This window comes from Streptomyces sp. NPDC126503 (assembly GCF_040302405.1).
GTDB classification, from domain to species: domain Bacteria; phylum Actinomycetota; class Actinomycetes; order Streptomycetales; family Streptomycetaceae; genus Streptomyces; species Streptomyces gulbargensis.
Window position 1 is genome coordinate 61,001 of sequence record NZ_JBEORS010000013.1, and the last position, 16,132, is coordinate 77,132.

Below are 16,132 nucleotides of genomic sequence, written 5' to 3' on the forward strand. Positions count from 1 at the left end.
GGCACCGGGGACGGGGCCACGGTCGGACGTCTTCAGCGGGCGGCGGGCACGGCCGGCGCTTCCTCCGGGAAGCCGCGCACGGCGGTGTCCGGCGCGTTCCCGGCGGTACGCGTGGGGCGGCGGCGCAGGACGGTGGCGGCGACGGCGAGGGCGGCGAGGAGCAGTCCCGTACCGACCGCGAAGGCCAGCCGGTAGCCGCCGGTCAGGGCCTCGGCGGTGGAGTGCCCGGCGGCGGAGAGGGTCTCGGTGCGGGAGGCGGCCAGGGTGGAGAGGACGGCGATGCCGAGGGCCATGCCGATCTGCTGCGTGGTGTTGAAGAGGCCGGAGGCGAGGCCCGCGTCCGCCTCGTCGGCGCCCGACATGCCGAGCCCGGTGAGGGCGGGGAGCGCGAGGCCGAACCCGGCGGCGAGCAGCATGACCGGGAGCAGGTCCGTGACGTACGAGGCGTGCACGGGGACCCGGGTCAGCAGGCCCAGGACGCCGACGAGCAGGGCGAGGCCGGTGAGCAGGGCGGCACGTTCGCCGAAGCGGGCGATCAGGCGGGCGGAGACGCCGAGGGAGACGGCGCCGATGACGGCGGCGGCGGGGAGCATGGCGAAGCCGGTGGCGGAGGCGCCGTAGCCGAGGACCTTCTGGAGGTAGAGGGCGACCAGGATCTGGAAGGAGAACAGCGCGGCGACCATCAGCATCTGGACGAGGTTGGCGCCGGCGACGCTGCGCGAGCGCAGGACCCGCAGCGGCATGAGGGGGTTCGCTGCCCGCGTCTGGCGGAGGAGGAAGCCGGCGAGGAGCGCGAGGGCGAGGGCGCCCAGGCCCAGGGTGTGCGCGGAGGCCGCCCCGTACTCTTCGATCTTGACGACGGCGTAGATGCCGGTCATCAGACCGGAGGTCACCAGGAGCGCGCCGAGGACGTCGGCGCCCTCCCTGAGGCCGAGACCGCGGTCGGCTGGGAGCGCGGGGAGGGCGACGAGGACGGTGGCGAGGCCGATGGGGAGGTTGATGAAGAAGATCCAGTTCCAGGCGAGGGCGTCGGTGAGGATGCCGCCGAGGACCTGGCCGAGGGAGGCCCCGGCGGCGCCGGTGAAGCTGAACACGGCGATGGCCTTCGCGCGTTCGCGGGGCTCGGTGTAGAGCGTCACGAGGATGCCGAGGGCGACGGCCGAGGCCATCGCGCTGCCGACGCCCTGGAGGAAGCGGGCGGCGACGAGGACGCCGGGGGAGCCGGCGAACCCGGCGAGGAGCGAGGCGGCGGTGAAGACGCCGGTGCCGGCGAGGAACATGCGCTTGCGTCCGATGAGGTCGCCCAGCCGGCCGGAGAGCAGCAGCAGCGAGCCGAAGGCGATGAGGTAGGCGTTGACGACCCAGCTGAGGCCGACGGGGCTGAAGCCGAGGTCGCTCTGGATGGCGGGCATCGCGACGGTGACGATGCTGCCGTCGAGGATCGTCATCAGCATGCCGGTGGCGAGGACGCCGAGGGCGAGGCCGCGGCGGGGGGAGGGGGTGGAGGCAGGCATGGGGATCTCTCCTGTTCGGTGGAGGCGACAGGAGAGACGCTAGCAGATGGTTTTGTTGCAGACTATTTTTTACGAGAGCACTTGGGGGTGGGAGTCAGTGCTCTCGGGCGGTGCGGTTCAGCTGCGCTGGCGGGCGCGGCGAGCGGTTCCGGGACCCTCGACGGGCGTCTCCAGGTGTCCCGTGACCAGCCGGTTCAGGGCGCGCAGCAGGACGGTGCGCTCCTCGTCGGGCAGGGAGCCGAGGGCTGCCTCGTGCACGCCGTTCACGATCTTCTGGCTCCGCGCGGCGACCTCCGCCCCGGCCTCGGTGACGGCGATGATCCGCGCCCGCCGGTCGGCGCTGGAAGGCCGCCGCTCGGCGAGCCCCGCCTTCTCCAGGGCGTCGACGGTCACCACCATCGTGGTCTTGTCCATGTCCCCGATCTCCGCGAGCTGCGCCTGTGTCCGCTCCGCCTCCAGCGCGTGCACCAGCACGCAGTGCATGCGCGGGGTGAGCCCGATCTCCCCGAGCGCGGCGGTCATGCGGGTGCGCAGGACGTGACTGGTGTGGTCGAGGAGGTAGGAGAGGTCCGGCTCGGTGCGGGTGGGTGCCATGGCAGTCATACGTGCCAGGGTAACGACCTATTCGATCCGTCGCGGATTATCCCGAACCGTACGGCTTGATCCGGGCGCCGGGATCTCGCCGGCCGGCCCGTCGACCACCGGTGCACCCCTCCGGCCGAAGACTCCGCCCCGGCGGTGGGCTTCATGCGCTCCCGGCGGTGCGGGTCGGACCCTGGTCCCGGCCCGGCGCCGGGGCGGGGCCGGGTAGCCGGCGCGGAGCCGGGTAGGCGGGTGGTCGCGGCCGGATGGGTGACACTGGAGTTAGCGGTTGCTTGCAATAGTTAGCGATGGGTGGCATGGTCGAGGCATGGCATCGCTCAACGTCGGCAATCTCGGTGAGTACCTCCGCGAGCAGCGGCGGACCGCGCAGTTGTCCCTGCGGCAGCTCGCCGAGGCGGCCGGGGTGTCGAATCCGTACCTGAGCCAGATCGAGCGCGGGCTGCGCAAGCCCAGTGCCGAGGTGCTGCAGCAGGTGGCGAAGGCGCTGCGGATCTCCGCCGAGACGCTGTACGTGCGGGCCGGGATCCTCGACGAGAAGGAGCGGGACGAGCTGGAGACGCGCGCCGTCATCCTGGCCGACCCGTCGATCAACGAGCGGCAGAAGCAGGTGCTGCTCCAGATCTACGACTCCTTCCGCAAGGAGAACGCCGCCGAGAGCGCGAGCACCCCGGCGGAGCGGCCCGGTGACGGCGCACCTGCCGGGGCGCCCGCCGAGGCGCCTGCCGACCCGCCTGGTGACAGGCCCGATGCCGAACCGACCGCGAGCTAGTTCGACCCTGTACGACTCATCCGGGAGGACCCCCAGCATGGCCATCATCGACGAACTGCGTACCCCCCTCTACTTCGCCGCCGGCACCGCCGACCTCGCCGTGCGGCAGGCCAGGAAGGTGCCCGGTCTGATCGAGCAGCTCGCCGCCGAGGCGCCCGCCCGCATCGAGGCCGTACGGAAGACCGACCCGAAGGCCGTGCAGGAGAAGGTGGCCGCCCAGGCCAAGGAGGCCCAGGCCACCGTGCAGTCGAAGTTCGCCGAGGTCGTCGGCGGACTGGACACCGACCTCAAGAAGCTCGGGGAGACCGCCCAGGACCTCGCCCTGCGCGGGGTCGGCGTCGCCGCCGAGTACGCGGTGAAGGCCCGCGAGAAGTACGAGGAGGTCGCCGCCCACGGCGAGGAGGCCGTCCGCGCATGGCGCGGTGAGATGGCCGACGAGATCACCGAGATCGCCGTCGTCGTCGAGCCCGAGCCCGCCAAGGACCCGGAGCCGGAGGCGCGGCCCCAGGCCCAGGCGTCGGACGGTGCCACGGCGGAGGACGGCGAGCCGGCCGGTGCGCGGAAGCCCTCCGGGCGCCGGACGACCGCCAAGAAGACGGCCGTCACCGCCGAGAAGGAGTAGCGCCGGGCACCGAACCGGGTGTCCGGAGCGTTGTACCGGGTACCTTGGCCGCGAGGCGCACTCTCCCCCTCACCCTCTAGGCGGTGCTCAGCATGTTGCGCGCGGGATTCGATTCCCTTCTCCACCTGGTGACCTTCCTGCTCTTCACCGGTTTCGCCGTCGCCGCGCTCGTCTTCGCCGCCATGGCGCGCGAGGACGCCTACCGCGCCGCCGAGAAGCAGACCAAGAAGTTCTGGCTGATCATCCTCGGCATCAACCTGGTCCTGAACCTGTTGCTGCCGATGCTGTTCCTGCAGATCGCCGGCCTGATCGCGGCCATCGTCTTCATGGTCGACGTCCGCCCGGCGCTCGCCCAGGTCTCCGGCGGAGGCCGGGGCCGGGGCGGTGGCTCCAGCAGCGACGGCCCGTACGGCCCGTACAACGGCGGCCGGTAGCCGGCAGGCCGGCGACGGCGGCGTACGGGCGACCGCGTACGGCGAACGGCTCGATCGACCGGCGTACGGCGAACGGCTCAGCGGGGCCCGGGGTTCATCCCCGGGCCCCGACCCGTTCCAGGGCCAGGACGGCGACGTCGTCGGTCAGCTCGCCGCCGTTCAGGGTGCGGACCTCCGTGACGGCCGCCTCCAGGAGCTCCTCGCCCCGCAGGCCCGCCGCCAGCTGCCGGTTGATCATGTGGACCATGCCGTCCTGGCCCAGCCGGGGCGACCCGGGACCGGCCGAGCGGCCCTCGATCAGCCCGTCCGTGTACATGAGCAGGCTCCACGCCGCCCCCAGCTCCACCTGACGGCGCGGCCAGCGGGCGCGCGGCAGCAGGCCGAGGGCGGGCCCGCCGTCCTCGTACGGCAGGAGGCGCGCCGGCCGGCCCTGGAGGGCGATCAGCGGCGAGGGGTGCCCGGCGAGGCAGAGCCCGGCCCGGCGCCCGTCGGGCGCGATGTCGACCGTGCAGAGCGTCGCGAAGATCTCGTCGCTCTCCCGCTCGTGTTCCAGGACCTGCTGGAGCGTGGAGAGCAGTTCGTCCCCGCACAGTCCGGCGAAGGTCAGCGCCCGCCAGGCGATCCGCAGCTCGACGCCGAGCGCGGCCTCGTCGGGGCCGTGCCCGCAGACGTCGCCGATCATGGCGTGGACGGTGCCGTCCGGGGTGCGGACGGTGTCGTAGAAGTCGCCGCCGAGCAGGGCCCGGGACCGGCCCGGCCGGTAGCGGGCGGCGAACCGCAGGTCCGAGCCCTCCAGGAGCGGGGTCGGGAGCAGGCCGCGCTCCAGGCGGGCGTTCTCCTGGGCGCGCAGCCGGGACTCCGCGAGCTTCACCTGCGCCCGGTCGGCCCGCTTGCGCTCGACCGCGTACCGGATGGCCCGGCTGAGCAGCCGCCCGTCGAGCTCCTCGCGGAACAGGTGGTCCTGCGCCCCGACCCGTACCGCCTCGGCCGCGAGCTCGGCGTCCGCGGAGGGCGCGAGCGCGAGCACGGCGTGGCGCGGGGCGAGGCGCAGGATGTGGCGCAGTGGCGCGAGCGGGTCGTCCCCGGCGGCGGCCCTCGGGTCGGGCAGCGAGAGGTCGACGAGGACGCAGTGCACGTCGTCGGTGAGGAGCCGCTCGGCCTCGGTGAGGTTCCGGGCGGTACGGATGCGGACGCGGGTGCCGGCGGCGTCCGCCGCGTCGAGGAGTTCGGGTACGGCGAGGGCACCCGCCGGGTCGTCCTCGACGACCAGGAGGGTGAGATCGGCGCGATCGGTTCCTGTACCTGTGCCTGTCATAACGGTGGCGTCGCAGGACCCCGCGGCAGAGACGTTTCTCCGGCTCTGGCGCGGTAGGGATGCGGGCATCGGTCCGGCCTGTTCCTTCCCTCCCCCCGGGAGTGCGCGGAGCGCCGGGTGGCGTCCCGCCCGTCCGGGACCATAGCGGTAGGGCGGCCGGGAACGGAATGGTGATCAGCCTGTGAGAGCGCTCCCGGGATTGGCATATGCCGCGGAAGGGGGCGTAGTTGACCCGGATCCGGACCCGGGGGCAATGAGAAACCTCACTCCGGGCGGGGACCCGTCAGGGCCGGAGGTCACCGGGGGCGGACGACGCCGAGGATCTCCATCGAGCCGGCGCCCGCCAGGGTCACGTCCCGACCGGGCCGCGGCGCGTGCACCATCATCCCGTTCCCGACGTACATGCCGATGTGGCTGGCGTCCTGGTAGTAGACGATCAGGTCGCCGGGCCGCATGTCCTTGACGTCGACGCGGGGCAGCAGCCGCCACTGCTCCTGAGAGGTGCGCGGGATCACCTTGCCCGCCGCTGCCCAGGCGCTCTGCGTCAGGCCCGAGCAGTCGAACGAGTCCGGGCCTTCCGCGCCCCACACGTACGGCTTGCCGATCTGCGCCGCCGCGAAGGCGACCGCCCGCCTGCCCTGCTCGGTCGCCGGGGCCGTGAACGCGGGCAGGTCGGCGGTCTTGAGCCAGTTGGTCTGGGCGTTCTCCTGGGCCAGCTCCTCCAGACGGCGCAGCCGCTCCCGCTCCTCGGCGGCGAGCCGGGACTCCAGGCGCTCGGCGGCGCCGATCTTCTCGGTGATCTCCTTCTTCGCCGCGGCCTGCTTGACGCGGTGCGCCTCCAGCCGGGTCCAGTTCTCTCCGGCCTCCTCGGCGTAGGCGTCCAACTCGGCCTGGGTGCGGGTGAGTTCGATGAGGAGATCCTTGGTGGCCCGGGCGCCCTGCCGGAGCCGTCCGGCCGTGTCGAGGAAGAGCTGCGGGTCGTCGGTGAGAACCAGCTGGGCGCCGTCGGGCAGCCCGCCGTTGCGGTACTGGGCGCGGGCGGCCGCGCCCGCCCTCGCCTTCAGGTCCTCGATCTTCGCGCGGCCCTCCGCGATCGTCCGCCCGAGTTCGGCGAGCTCGGCGGACTGCGCCTCGGCCTTCTCCTCCGCGAGGTTGTACGCGTCGGTGGCGGCGGCCGCCTGCCGGTACAGGGCGTCGATCTCCTTGCGCACCTCCTCCAGCGTCTTCCTCGGCGCGGACGGGGCGGGGGTCAGCGAGGCACCGGAACCGGTGGAGGCTCCGGGCGCGGTGGCGCCGGCCGAGGCGGCCGGCGGGGCCGGGGGGAGGGGGGCGGCGGACGCCTGGAGGGTCAGCGCGGGTGAGGCCAGCACGGTCAGGGCGCAGATCACGGTGATCGCGACAGAGGCGTGGCGGCGACGGTTCACGAGTTCCCCCTCGAGTGACCCATGTGGGCCACCGATACCTGATTTACCGTCAGTAACTTATCGGTGACCTGGCGATAGTGCCATGCGAAACCCGAAAACGACAGGGGGTCAGGGCCTGCCGGGAGGTTCCCCCAGGGAGACGAGAGTGACGCCCGTGGCGTTCCGCGCGTACGGGAACGCTCCGGGAACGATTCCGGGGCGGGCGCGGGCGCCGCACCCTTGACGGGCTCAGCGGGAGTTCGGCGCGAGCGCCTCCCACCGCACCGTCACCTCGCCCTGCCGCCACCGCCGGGGCCCGTCCGTCAGCGGCCAGTCCGCCGCCAGGTCCCGTACGGCCCGGATCCAGCGCTGCCGGGCGCCGAGCGAGGCGTACGGGGCGGCCGCCGCCCACGCCCGGTCGAAGTCCCGGAGGAAGGCGTGCACCGGCTCCCCGGGGACGTTGCGGTGGATCAGGGCCTTGGGCAGCCGCTCCGCCAGGTCGGAGGGGTGCTCCAGCGAACCGAGCCGGGTGGCGAAGGTCACCGTGCGCGGCCCGTTCCGGTCGAGCGCCACCCAGACGTGCCGGCGCCCGATCTCGTCGCAGGTGCCCTCCACCAGCAGGCCGCCGCCGTGGCCACCCGCGCCGGGGGCACCGGGCGCCACGAGCCGGGCGCACAGCCGGGCCCACACCTCCGCGACCTCGTCCTCGTCGTACTGGCGCAGCACGTTCGCCGCCCGGATCAGGGAGACCTCCCCGGGCACCGGCACCTCGAAGCCGCCGTGCAGGAACGCGAGCCCGGGGTGCCCGGCCTCGTACGGCCTGGCCGCCTCCACCCGGGCCGGCTCGATCTCGATGCCGTACAGGAGGGTGCGGGGATCGGCGGTGCGCAGCCGGGCGAGCAGCTCGACGGCGGTCCAGGGCGCCGCCCCGTATCCCAGGTCGACGGCGACCGGCGGCGCGGGCGACCGGCGCAGCGCGGGCCCGTGGACGGCGGCGATCCAGCGGTCCATCCGGCGCAGGCGGTTCGGATTCGTGGTCCCGCGGGTCGGAGTGCCGACGGGGCGGGTGGTGCGCGGGGCCATGGAACGAGCGTAAGGGGTACGGGCCGGGGCCCCGGCGCCCCGCCCTCGGGCGCCCCGGCCCCCGCGCCCCGGCCGCCGGCCCCGCCTCAGGCGCCCCCGGTCCCCCGTCCCCCGGCAACGAATTGGCAAAGGGCCCTCACCAGCGGAAATGAAAGATGAGATTCCGGTGTTGTGCAGGGCTGAAGGACGCACCGCGTCCCCAGCCGTCATGCCCGTCGTGATCATCTGCCGGGCCGGCGGCTGCCATGCCCGCCCTGCCCGACGCAAGCGCAGGCCCGAGCGGAAGGACCGCCGACGTGAGCCAGTACGTGTCCCGGCTCGCCGGCTCACGGCACCGGCATCCGGTGCCGAACCGGCTCCGGCTCCCCGGGCGGCACCGCACCCCGCGCCGCGTCGCCATGCTCAGCGTCCACACCTCCCCGCTGCACCAGCCGGGGACCGGGGACGCCGGCGGCATGAACGTCTACATCGTCGAGCTGGCCAAGCGGCTCGCCGCGATCGACATCGAGGTCGAGATCTTCACCCGCTCCACGACCGGCGGCCTCCCGCCCGCCGTGGAGCTCGCGCCCGGCGTGCTCGTGCGCCACGTGGACGCCGGGCCGTACGAGGGCCTGTCCAAGGAGGAGCTGCCCGCCCAGCTCTGCGCCTTCACGCACGGTGTGATGCGGGCGTGGGCGGGCCACCGCCCCGGGTACTACGACCTGGTCCACTCCCACTACTGGCTCTCCGGACACGTCGGCTGGCTCGCCGCCGACCGCTGGGGCGTCCCGCTCGTCCACGCCATGCACACCATGGCGAAGGTCAAGAACGCGGCGATGTCCGGCTGTGACACGCCCGAGCCCGCGGCGCGGATCATCGGCGAGACGCAGATCGTCGCCGCCGCCGACCGGCTGATCGCCAACACGGCCGAGGAGGCCGACGAGCTGGCCCGCTTCTACGAGGCGGACCCCGGCAAGATCGCAGTCGTCCACCCCGGCGTGAACCTGGACCACTTCAGGCCGGCCGACGGCCGGGCCGCCGCCCGCGCCCGGCTCGGTCTGCCGCAGGACGCGTTCATCCCCGTCTTCGCCGGCCGGATACAGCCCCTCAAGGCGCCCGACATCCTGCTCCGCGCCGCCGCCGAACTGCTGAAGCGTGATCCGTCGCTGCGCTCGCGGATGGTGGTGCCGGTGATCGGCGGCCTCAGCGGCAGCGGTCTGGCCACGCCGAAGGGACTGCAGAAGCTCGCCGCCGAGCTGGGCATCGCGGACCTCATGCGCTTCCACCCGCCGATGGGCCAGGACCGGCTCGCGGAGTGGTTCCGCGCCGCGTCGGTCCTCGTCATGCCCTCGTACAGCGAATCGTTCGGCCTGGTCGCCATAGAGGCGCAGGCGGCCGGCACCCCGGTCGTCGCCGCCGCGGTGGGCGGGCTGCCGGTCGCCGTCCGGGACGACGTGACCGGCTTCCTCGTCCAGGGCCACGACCCCGCGGACTACGCCCGCGCGCTCGGCCGCTTCGTCGCGGACCCGGCGCTGGCGGACCGGATGGGCGCGGCGGCGGCCCGGCACGCCGGATCCTTCGGCTGGGACACCGCCGCCTCGGGCACGGCCGACGTGTACACGGCCGCCATGCACGACCACCGGCTGCGCGAGAACCGCCGTCGCGTACGCTCCCACCATGGCTGAGGACGTGACCGGGAACGTACGGCGGACCATCGAGACGACCCTGGACGACGCCGAGCTGGAATGGGAGTCTCCCGAACCCGGCTCGTACGTGGTGAAACTCCCGGGCACGCGCAAGCTGTTCACCACGCTCTCGCTGAAGGCGGGGCGCCACTCGCTCTCCCTCAACGCCTTCGTCATCCGCCACCCCGACGAGAACGCGACGGGGGTCCACCGCTGGCTCCTGGAGCGCAACCTCAAGCTGTACGGGGTGGCGTACGCGATCGACGGGCTCGGTGACATCTACCTCGCCGGCAAGCTGCCGCTCGCGGCCGTGACGCCCGAGGAGCTGGACCGGCTCCTCGGCTCGGTCCTCGAAGCGGCGGACGGCGACTTCAACACCCTCCTCGAACTCGGTTTCGCGTCGGCGATCCGCCGCGAGTACGAGTGGCGGGTCTCGCGCGGCGAGTCCACCCGGAACCTCGACGCGTTCAAGAGCCTGATTGAGAAGCCCGCGCACTGAGCCCGCGCACTGAGCCCGCGCACTGACCCTTCCCCGTGGCCTCCTTTTCCTGCCATGCTCGCGTTCTGCGCAGATCTGAACACCGTTCATGTACGTGAAATGGGAAAGGTTCAGGTTCTCTCATGGCACTCAGCAGGAGGCGGTTCGCCGGCGCCGCCACGGCGGTGACGGCCGCCGTCACCACGGCGGCGGGCACCACGGCTCTCACCCCGCCCACGATCCCCACCCTCCCCTCGGGCCCCGCCCCCGCCGGCCGCGCGCCGGGCGGCGGTCCCCCTCCGGCCCGGCGTCCCGCCGTCGCGCGGCTCTGGCGGGAGTACGAGGCCACCCCGGCCACGCACCCCCAGATCCCTTACGTGGGCCGGGCCGGCGCGTTCTCCGGCGCCCGCCGGCTGCCCCGGCCCCCGGTCGTCACGGACGCGTCCGCCACCTACGGGGCCGACCCCGGGGGCCGGGCCGACGCGGCCCCGGCGATCAACCGCGCCCTCGCCGAGGCGGGGGAGCGGGGCGGCGGCACGGTCCTCCTGCCACCGGGCACGTACCGGATCGACGACTACCTGCGGATCGGTCACAGCGGAGTCGTCCTGCGCGGCGCCGGTTCCGGCCGTACGACCCTGCTCGCCACCCGCAGCCTGACGGAGCTGATCGGCCCGTACGGGTCCCGCTACGGCGGCGACAAGTCCGCCTGGTCCTGGGCCGGCGGCCTGATCTGGCTCTCCCCGCGCGCCCGGCACGCCTCCCTCGTCGCCGCGATACGCGAACGGGCCTGGCCGTTCGAGGGCTGGACCGGCAACCGCCGGGACGACTGGACGACGCTCACCGCCCTCCGCCCGGCCCGGCGCGGCGACCGGACCGTCACCGTCGAAGACCCGACGGAACTCGCTCCCGGCCGGCTCGTCCTGCTCCGGCTCGCCGACGACGCCGGCCACACCCTCCTGGAACACATGGCGGGCGGCGGCCCGGGCGCGGAGGCGTACGCCTGGGACGACAAGACCAAGCTCCTCTCGTACGTCCCCTACGAGTGGCCCGTACGGGTCGTCCGCGTACAGGGCCGCCGCGTCACCCTCGAACGGCCCCTGCCGCTCGACGCGCGCCCCGAGTGGGACCCCCGACTCGTCTCCGGGACCGAGCCCCTGACCGGCTCGGGGGTGGCCGGCCTCACCCTGGAGGCGGCCGAGACCCCGCAGTCGCCCCACCTTCTGGACCCGGGCCGTAACGGCGTCACCTTCCAGTGCGCCTACGACTGCTGGGCCGAGGACGTCGTCGTCCGCCACGTCGACAACGGCTTCGGGCTCGTCGCCGCCTCCGCCTGCACCCTGCGCCGCACCCGGGTCGAGGGGCGCGGCTCCCACCACCCGTACTTCTGCCGGGAAGGCGCGCACGACAACCTGGTGGAGGACTTCCGCGTCGCGGCCCGTACCGCCCCCGCGCCGCCCGGCACCCAGCTCCACGGCATCAACGTCGAAGGACTGTCCAGCCACAACGTCTGGTCGCGCGGGGTCATGGAGACGAGCACCTTCGACACCCACCGGGGCATGCCCTTCGCCAACGTACGGACCGAGATCACCGTGGAGAACGACGGCCGGCACGGCGGGGACGCCTCCGCGGGTCCGCTCTACGGCGCCCGCTTCACCCACTGGAACGTGACGGTGACCAACGGCCGCGCCGGGCTCGTCAGGCTCGACACCGTCGCCCCGTACAGCGCGACCGTCGGCATCAGCGAGGTCCGGGAGTTCGACCAGATCGACGTCCCCGACTTCACCGGCGAACTGCACGCGCGCATGGAGGCGTACGGCTGCCCGGAGACGGTCCGCCCCCGGAACCTGTACGAGGCCCAGCGCGCCCTCCTCCCGGACTGACGCCGCGGACCCCAGACCTGACGATACGTCAGCCTCCGGTAGCCGCCCGGTACCGGCCGGGCGTGGTGCCGAACTCCCGGCGGAAGGCGTGCGACAGCGCGTACGGAGTTCCGTAGCCGACGCGGCGGGCGACGGCCTCCAGCGGCTCGCCCGTCTCCCGGAGCAGCGCGGCGGCCCGGGTGAGCCGCCACCACGTCAGGTACGCCATCGGCGGCCGGCCGACGAGCGCCGTGAAGCGGCGGGCCAGCGTGGGCCGGGAGACGCCGGCCTCGGCGGCCAGCCGCCCCACCGTCCAGGGCGCGGCCGGATCGCCGTGCAGGGCCCGGAGCGCGGCGGCGGTCACCGGGTCGCCGAGGGCGGCGGGCCAGCTCCCGCCGGTGTTCAGCGCCGCCCAGGACCGGATCATGTAGACGAGGAGCAGGTCGACCAGGCTCGGCAGCGCGATCCCCGAGCCGGGAAGCCGCTCGTCCACCTCCCGCCCCAGGAGCCCGATCGCGGCCCGTAGCTCCGGCGAACTCCCGGGGAGGTCGGGGAGGTGGACGAGCGGCGGCAGTTCGGCGAGGAGGGGGTGGGCGCGGCTGCGGTCGAGCCGGTACTTGCCGCACAGCATCTCCACCGGCGAGCCGGCCCGGTGTCCGTCACGGTCCGGGTCCGGCCCCTCCCGCCCCTCCCGCCCTTCCTGCTCCGCCCACCCCTTTCCTCCGTCCCACCGCTCGAACGGCACGGCCCGCCGGAGCCCCGCCGCGTCGACGGGCGCGTCGGCGATGACGTGCCCGGTGCCGTGCGGCAGCAGGACGGCGTCCCCCGGGCCGAGGGAGACCGGTTCTCCGCCGTCGGGCAGCAGCCAGCAGCGGCCCTCCAGGACGACGTGGAATCCGGCGCCCTCGTAGGGCGCGAGGCGGGCGCACCAGCGGCCCTGGACCCGTACCCGCCGGGAGGAGGGCCGCCCGGTCCGTACGGCCGCGATCGCGTCGCTCACCACATCCATCGCGCCAGGGTATGCGGGGCGGTGAGACGCTCGCGTATGTCCCGGAGCCGTACGGGCATTGAGAGGCTCGCGGTGGGCTTCCTAGGGTCGGGAGCATGGAACGCGAGAGCACACAGCGGATGGTGTTCGGGGACGTCGAGGTCCTGCGGGTGGTCGAGTGGCAGGGGCCCTTCGCGCCGGCCGGGGAGCTCGTCCCCGGCGCCGGGGCGGAGACCTGGGAGGAGAACGCGGACTGGCTCGCGCCGGACCACTGGGACCCGGCGACCGGCCGGGCGGTGATGGCGCTGCAGACGTGGGTGCTGCGCAGCGCGGGGCGGACGGTCCTGGTCGACACGGGGGTGGGCAACGGGCGCGAGCGGCCCGGCTCGCCGCAGTTCCACCACTGGCGGGGCGACTTCCCGGGCCTGCTGGAACGGGCCGGCGTCCGCCCGGAGGACGTGGACGTCGTCGTCAACACCCACCTCCACGCCGACCACGTCGGCTGGAACACGCGGGCGGCGGACGACGGGGAGTGGGTGCCGGCCTTCCCCCGCGCCCAGTACCTGCTGCCGGCGGCCGACGACGCCCACTTCGGCCCCGGCAACGCCTACGGCGGCGGGCTGCGGGTGGACGACCGGTACGTGTACGAGGACAGCGTCGCGCCCGTCCACCGTGCCGGGCAGGCGGTGCTGTGGGACGGCGTCCACCGCATCGACGAGCACCTCACCCTGGAGTCGGCGCCCGGCCACACCCCCGGCTCGGCCGTCCTGCGACTGGCGTCCGGAGGGGAGCGGGCCGTCTTCGTCGGGGACCTGCTGCACAGCCCCGTACAGATCCTCGATCCGGCCCGGAACAGCTGCTTCTGCCTGGACGCGGGGCAGGCGGCCGTGAGCCGCCGCCGCGTCCTGGAACGGGCGGCGGACGAGCGGGAACTGGTGGTGCCGGCGCACTTCGGCGGGACGGGCGTGGCCGAGGTGCGCCGGGAGGGTGGTGCTTTCACCGTGACGGCCGGACGCCCGTGAGCGCCCGGCCGTCACGGTGAAGGACGGTCAGGTGGCGACGGGGGAGGACGGCCGGCGGGCCTCCTCCTTGCCCGGGCCCTCGCCGGTGACGGATCCGTCCCGGGGCGCGGGGACCGCGGGGAGCCCGCCGCCGTCCACGGGCCTTTCGTCTTCCGGGGCGGTCTTCCGGACCTCCGGCCCGCCGGCGTCCACGGTGTTCCCGGTCTCGGAAGCCGTCTGCCGGCTCTCCGGCTCCTCCTCGCCCAGGGCGGTGCGCAGCCGCAGGGTGTAACCGACGGCGGCGAGGACACCGATCCCGAAGGTCACGGCCCACAGGACGTCGGGTCCGGGCCCGTCGACGATCGCACCGGCCCCGATCGGGGCGACGAAACCGGCCACCGCCCACGACATGCCCATCACGCCCTGGTAGCGGCCCCGGGCGTGCTCCGGGGCGAGGCGGGCGGTGGCGGCGGCGTTGGTCGGGACGTGGATCATCTCGCCGATCGTCCACACGATCACGGTCGCGGCGAACGCGACCGACGAGCCGGCCAGCGCCGTGGCGCCCGTACCGACGGCGAAGAGGAGCGAGGACAGCGTCAGCAGGACCACCGGCGAGCGCTTGTCGGTCAGCCTGTTGACGAGCAGCTGGAAGCCGACGATCACGATGCCGTTGACGGCGATGACGACACCGTACGAGGAGGGCGAGAGGCCCTGCTCGGCCATGGTCAGCGGCAGGCCGATCCAGGGCGCGGTGAAGACCAGGCAGACGAGCAGGTTCAGCAGGACCAGGGTCCGGAAGGGCGCGTCGCGGAGCACGGTCAGCATGGAGACCTTGGGCTCGGCGATCTTCTCGCCCCGGTGGTCGACCGCGGCCTCGGGCCGGGTCTCGGGGAGGCGGAGGAAGACGATCACGGCGCACAGGACGGTGGCGACCGCGTCCACGACGAACAGGGTGCGGTAGCCGAGGAAGGCCGCGGCGCCGCCGCCGATGGAGGCGATGGCGAAGCCCAGGTTCAGGGCCCAGTAGTTGAGGGCGTACGCCCGGCGCACGTCGTGGGCGGGCACCATGTCGGCGATGGTGGCGTTGATCGACGGCCGGACCGCCTGCATGGCGACGCCCATGACGAGGACGACGACAGCGATGCCCCAGGCGCTGGTGACGACGGCGAGCGCGGCGGCGGAGGCTGCGGCCAGCAGGTGCATCGTGACCATGGTGGGCCGCCGGCCCCAGCGGTCGGTGAGCGCGCCGCCGAGCGGCGAACCGGCGACGCCGCCGAGGCCGTGGAGGGCGACCACGAGACCGGCGAACCAGGCGGAGTGCCCGAGCTCGACGGTCAGGTAGAGGGAGAGGAAGGTCAGGACGAACGCGCCGGTCCGGTTGACCAGGGTCGAGAGCCAGAGCCACCAGAAGCCCGGGGGGAGACCCGAGACCGTCGCGCGGGCCGATCGTCTGAGTGAGTCGATGGACATATGTGGTGGCCCCCTGCGGTGTGTAAGTCCCTCTACTGCCTTCCGTAACTTACGCATCTCATCCGCCGGACGCCAGCGAATTGACGACGCGCGTCAATCACCGGCCGTCTATTAGGCTCGACCGCATGGCCGACGCACCGTACAAGCTGATCCTCCTCCGCCACGGCGAGAGCGAGTGGAACGAGAAGAACCTGTTCACCGGCTGGGTGGACGTGAACCTCACCCCGAAGGGCGAGAAGGAGGCGACGCGCGGCGGCGAGCTGCTCAAGGACGCCGGCCTGCTGCCCGACGTCCTGCACACCTCCCTCCAGAAGCGCGCCATCCGCACCGCGCAGCTCGCGCTCGAGGCCGCGGACCGCCACTGGATCCCGGTCCACCGCTCCTGGCGCCTGAACGAGCGCCACTACGGCGCCCTGCAGGGCAAGGACAAGGCCCAGACGCTCGCCGAGTTCGGCGAGGAGCAGTTCATGCTGTGGCGCCGCTCGTACGACACCCCGCCGCCGCCGCTCTCGGACGACAGCGAGTACTCCCAGGCCCACGACGCCCGCTACCTGACGATCCCGCCGGAGCTGCGCCCGAACACCGAGTGCCTCAAGGACGTCGTCCAGCGGATGCTCCCCTACTGGTACGACGGCATCGTCCCGGACCTCCTCGCCGGCCGCACGGTCCTCGTCGCCGCCCACGGCAACAGCCTGCGCGCCCTGGTGAAGCACCTGGACGGCATCTCGGACGCCGACATCGCGGGCCTCAACATCCCCACGGGCATCCCGCTCGCCTACGAGCTCGACGAGAACTTCAAGCCCGTCACCCCGGGCGGCACCTACCTCGACCCGGAGGCGGCGGCGGCCGCGATCGAGGCGGTCAAGAACCAGGGCAAGAAGAAGTAAGCGGACGCCAGTAAGCCCCCTGCCTGCGGTTTCTCCGCCGGG

At 73.6% G+C, this 16,132-nt stretch carries 15 protein-coding genes; 8 read left to right on the forward strand and 7 right to left on the reverse strand.

All coding sequences use genetic code 11. The features are described from left to right. Positions 1–32: 32 nt before the first annotated feature. Both ABTY40_RS18475 and ABTY40_RS18480 read right to left on the reverse strand, forming a co-directional pair. Positions 33–1,514, reverse strand: a complete 1,482-nt coding sequence (locus ABTY40_RS18475; RefSeq protein WP_352060478.1) for an MFS transporter — start codon at positions 1,512–1,514, stop codon at positions 33–35. A gap of 117 nt (positions 1,515–1,631) precedes the next feature. Further along, complete coding sequence (locus ABTY40_RS18480) at positions 1,632–2,117, reverse strand: MarR family winged helix-turn-helix transcriptional regulator (RefSeq protein WP_352060479.1); 486 nt, start codon at positions 2,115–2,117, stop codon at positions 1,632–1,634. Positions 2,118–2,424: 307 nt separating this feature from the next. Between ABTY40_RS18480 and ABTY40_RS18485 the strand changes: the two genes are divergently transcribed. From ABTY40_RS18485 to ABTY40_RS18495, 3 genes are all read left to right on the forward strand, one after another. Further along, complete coding sequence (locus ABTY40_RS18485; protein ID WP_352060480.1) at positions 2,425–2,886, forward strand: helix-turn-helix domain-containing protein; 462 nt, start codon at positions 2,425–2,427, stop codon at positions 2,884–2,886. Positions 2,887–2,923: 37 nt separating this feature from the next. Next, complete coding sequence (locus ABTY40_RS18490; protein WP_352060481.1) at positions 2,924–3,508, forward strand: hypothetical protein; 585 nt, start codon at positions 2,924–2,926, stop codon at positions 3,506–3,508. 92 nt (positions 3,509–3,600) lie between these two features. Next, a complete protein-coding gene (locus ABTY40_RS18495) occupies positions 3,601–3,942 on the forward strand; it encodes a DUF2516 family protein (protein WP_345279049.1) in 342 nt (113 codons plus the stop codon). A 94-nt stretch (positions 3,943–4,036) separates the two neighbouring features. On the opposite strand, the gene ABTY40_RS18500 is transcribed toward ABTY40_RS18495, so the two are convergent. From ABTY40_RS18500 to ABTY40_RS18510, 3 genes are all read right to left on the reverse strand, one after another. Further along, a complete protein-coding gene (locus tag ABTY40_RS18500) occupies positions 4,037–5,257 on the reverse strand; it encodes a PP2C family protein-serine/threonine phosphatase (protein ID WP_352060482.1) in 1,221 nt (406 codons plus the stop codon). 296 nt (positions 5,258–5,553) lie between these two features. Continuing rightward, entirely contained in the window at positions 5,554–6,681 is a 1,128-nt protein-coding gene (locus tag ABTY40_RS18505; protein ID WP_352060483.1) for a C40 family peptidase, read from the reverse strand. Between the two features lie 228 nt (positions 6,682–6,909). Beyond that, entirely contained in the window at positions 6,910–7,743 is an 834-nt protein-coding gene (locus ABTY40_RS18510; RefSeq protein WP_352060484.1) for a class I SAM-dependent methyltransferase, read from the reverse strand. Between the two features lie 296 nt (positions 7,744–8,039). On the opposite strand from ABTY40_RS18510, the gene mshA reads away from it, so the two are divergent. The 3 genes from mshA to ABTY40_RS18525 all read left to right on the forward strand — a co-directional run bounded on the left by mshA (position 8,040) and on the right by ABTY40_RS18525 (position 11,765). Further along, entirely contained in the window at positions 8,040–9,407 is a 1,368-nt protein-coding gene (mshA, locus tag ABTY40_RS18515) for a D-inositol-3-phosphate glycosyltransferase (RefSeq protein ID WP_352060485.1), read from the forward strand. Further along, positions 9,400–9,906 carry a type III secretion system chaperone family protein gene (locus tag ABTY40_RS18520; RefSeq protein ID WP_352060486.1) on the forward strand — a complete coding sequence of 169 codons (507 nt, stop codon included), beginning with the start codon at positions 9,400–9,402 and terminating at the stop codon, positions 9,904–9,906. Before mshA ends, ABTY40_RS18520 begins: the two co-directional genes overlap by 8 nt. 122 nt (positions 9,907–10,028) lie before the next feature. After that, positions 10,029–11,765, forward strand: a complete 1,737-nt coding sequence (locus ABTY40_RS18525; RefSeq protein ID WP_352060487.1) for a glycosyl hydrolase family 28-related protein — start codon at positions 10,029–10,031, stop codon at positions 11,763–11,765. A 28-nt stretch (positions 11,766–11,793) separates the two neighbouring features. On the opposite strand, the gene ABTY40_RS18530 is transcribed toward ABTY40_RS18525, so the two are convergent. Then, positions 11,794–12,753 carry an AraC family transcriptional regulator gene (locus ABTY40_RS18530; protein WP_352060488.1) on the reverse strand — a complete coding sequence of 320 codons (960 nt, stop codon included), beginning with the start codon at positions 12,751–12,753 and terminating at the stop codon, positions 11,794–11,796. Between the two features lie 95 nt (positions 12,754–12,848). Between ABTY40_RS18530 and ABTY40_RS18535 the strand changes: the two genes are divergently transcribed. Continuing rightward, positions 12,849–13,754, forward strand: a complete 906-nt coding sequence (locus ABTY40_RS18535) for an MBL fold metallo-hydrolase (RefSeq protein ID WP_352060489.1) — start codon at positions 12,849–12,851, stop codon at positions 13,752–13,754. 27 nt (positions 13,755–13,781) lie between these two features. Here ABTY40_RS18535 and ABTY40_RS18540 read toward each other — a convergent pair whose 3' ends face one another. Further along, entirely contained in the window at positions 13,782–15,203 is a 1,422-nt protein-coding gene (locus tag ABTY40_RS18540; RefSeq protein ID WP_352060490.1) for an MDR family MFS transporter, read from the reverse strand. A 125-nt stretch (positions 15,204–15,328) separates the two neighbouring features. On the opposite strand from ABTY40_RS18540, the gene ABTY40_RS18545 reads away from it, so the two are divergent. Next, positions 15,329–16,090, forward strand: coding sequence for a phosphoglyceromutase (locus ABTY40_RS18545; protein WP_352060491.1), 762 nt, complete (start codon positions 15,329–15,331; stop codon positions 16,088–16,090). Positions 16,091–16,132: the final 42 nt, after the last annotated feature.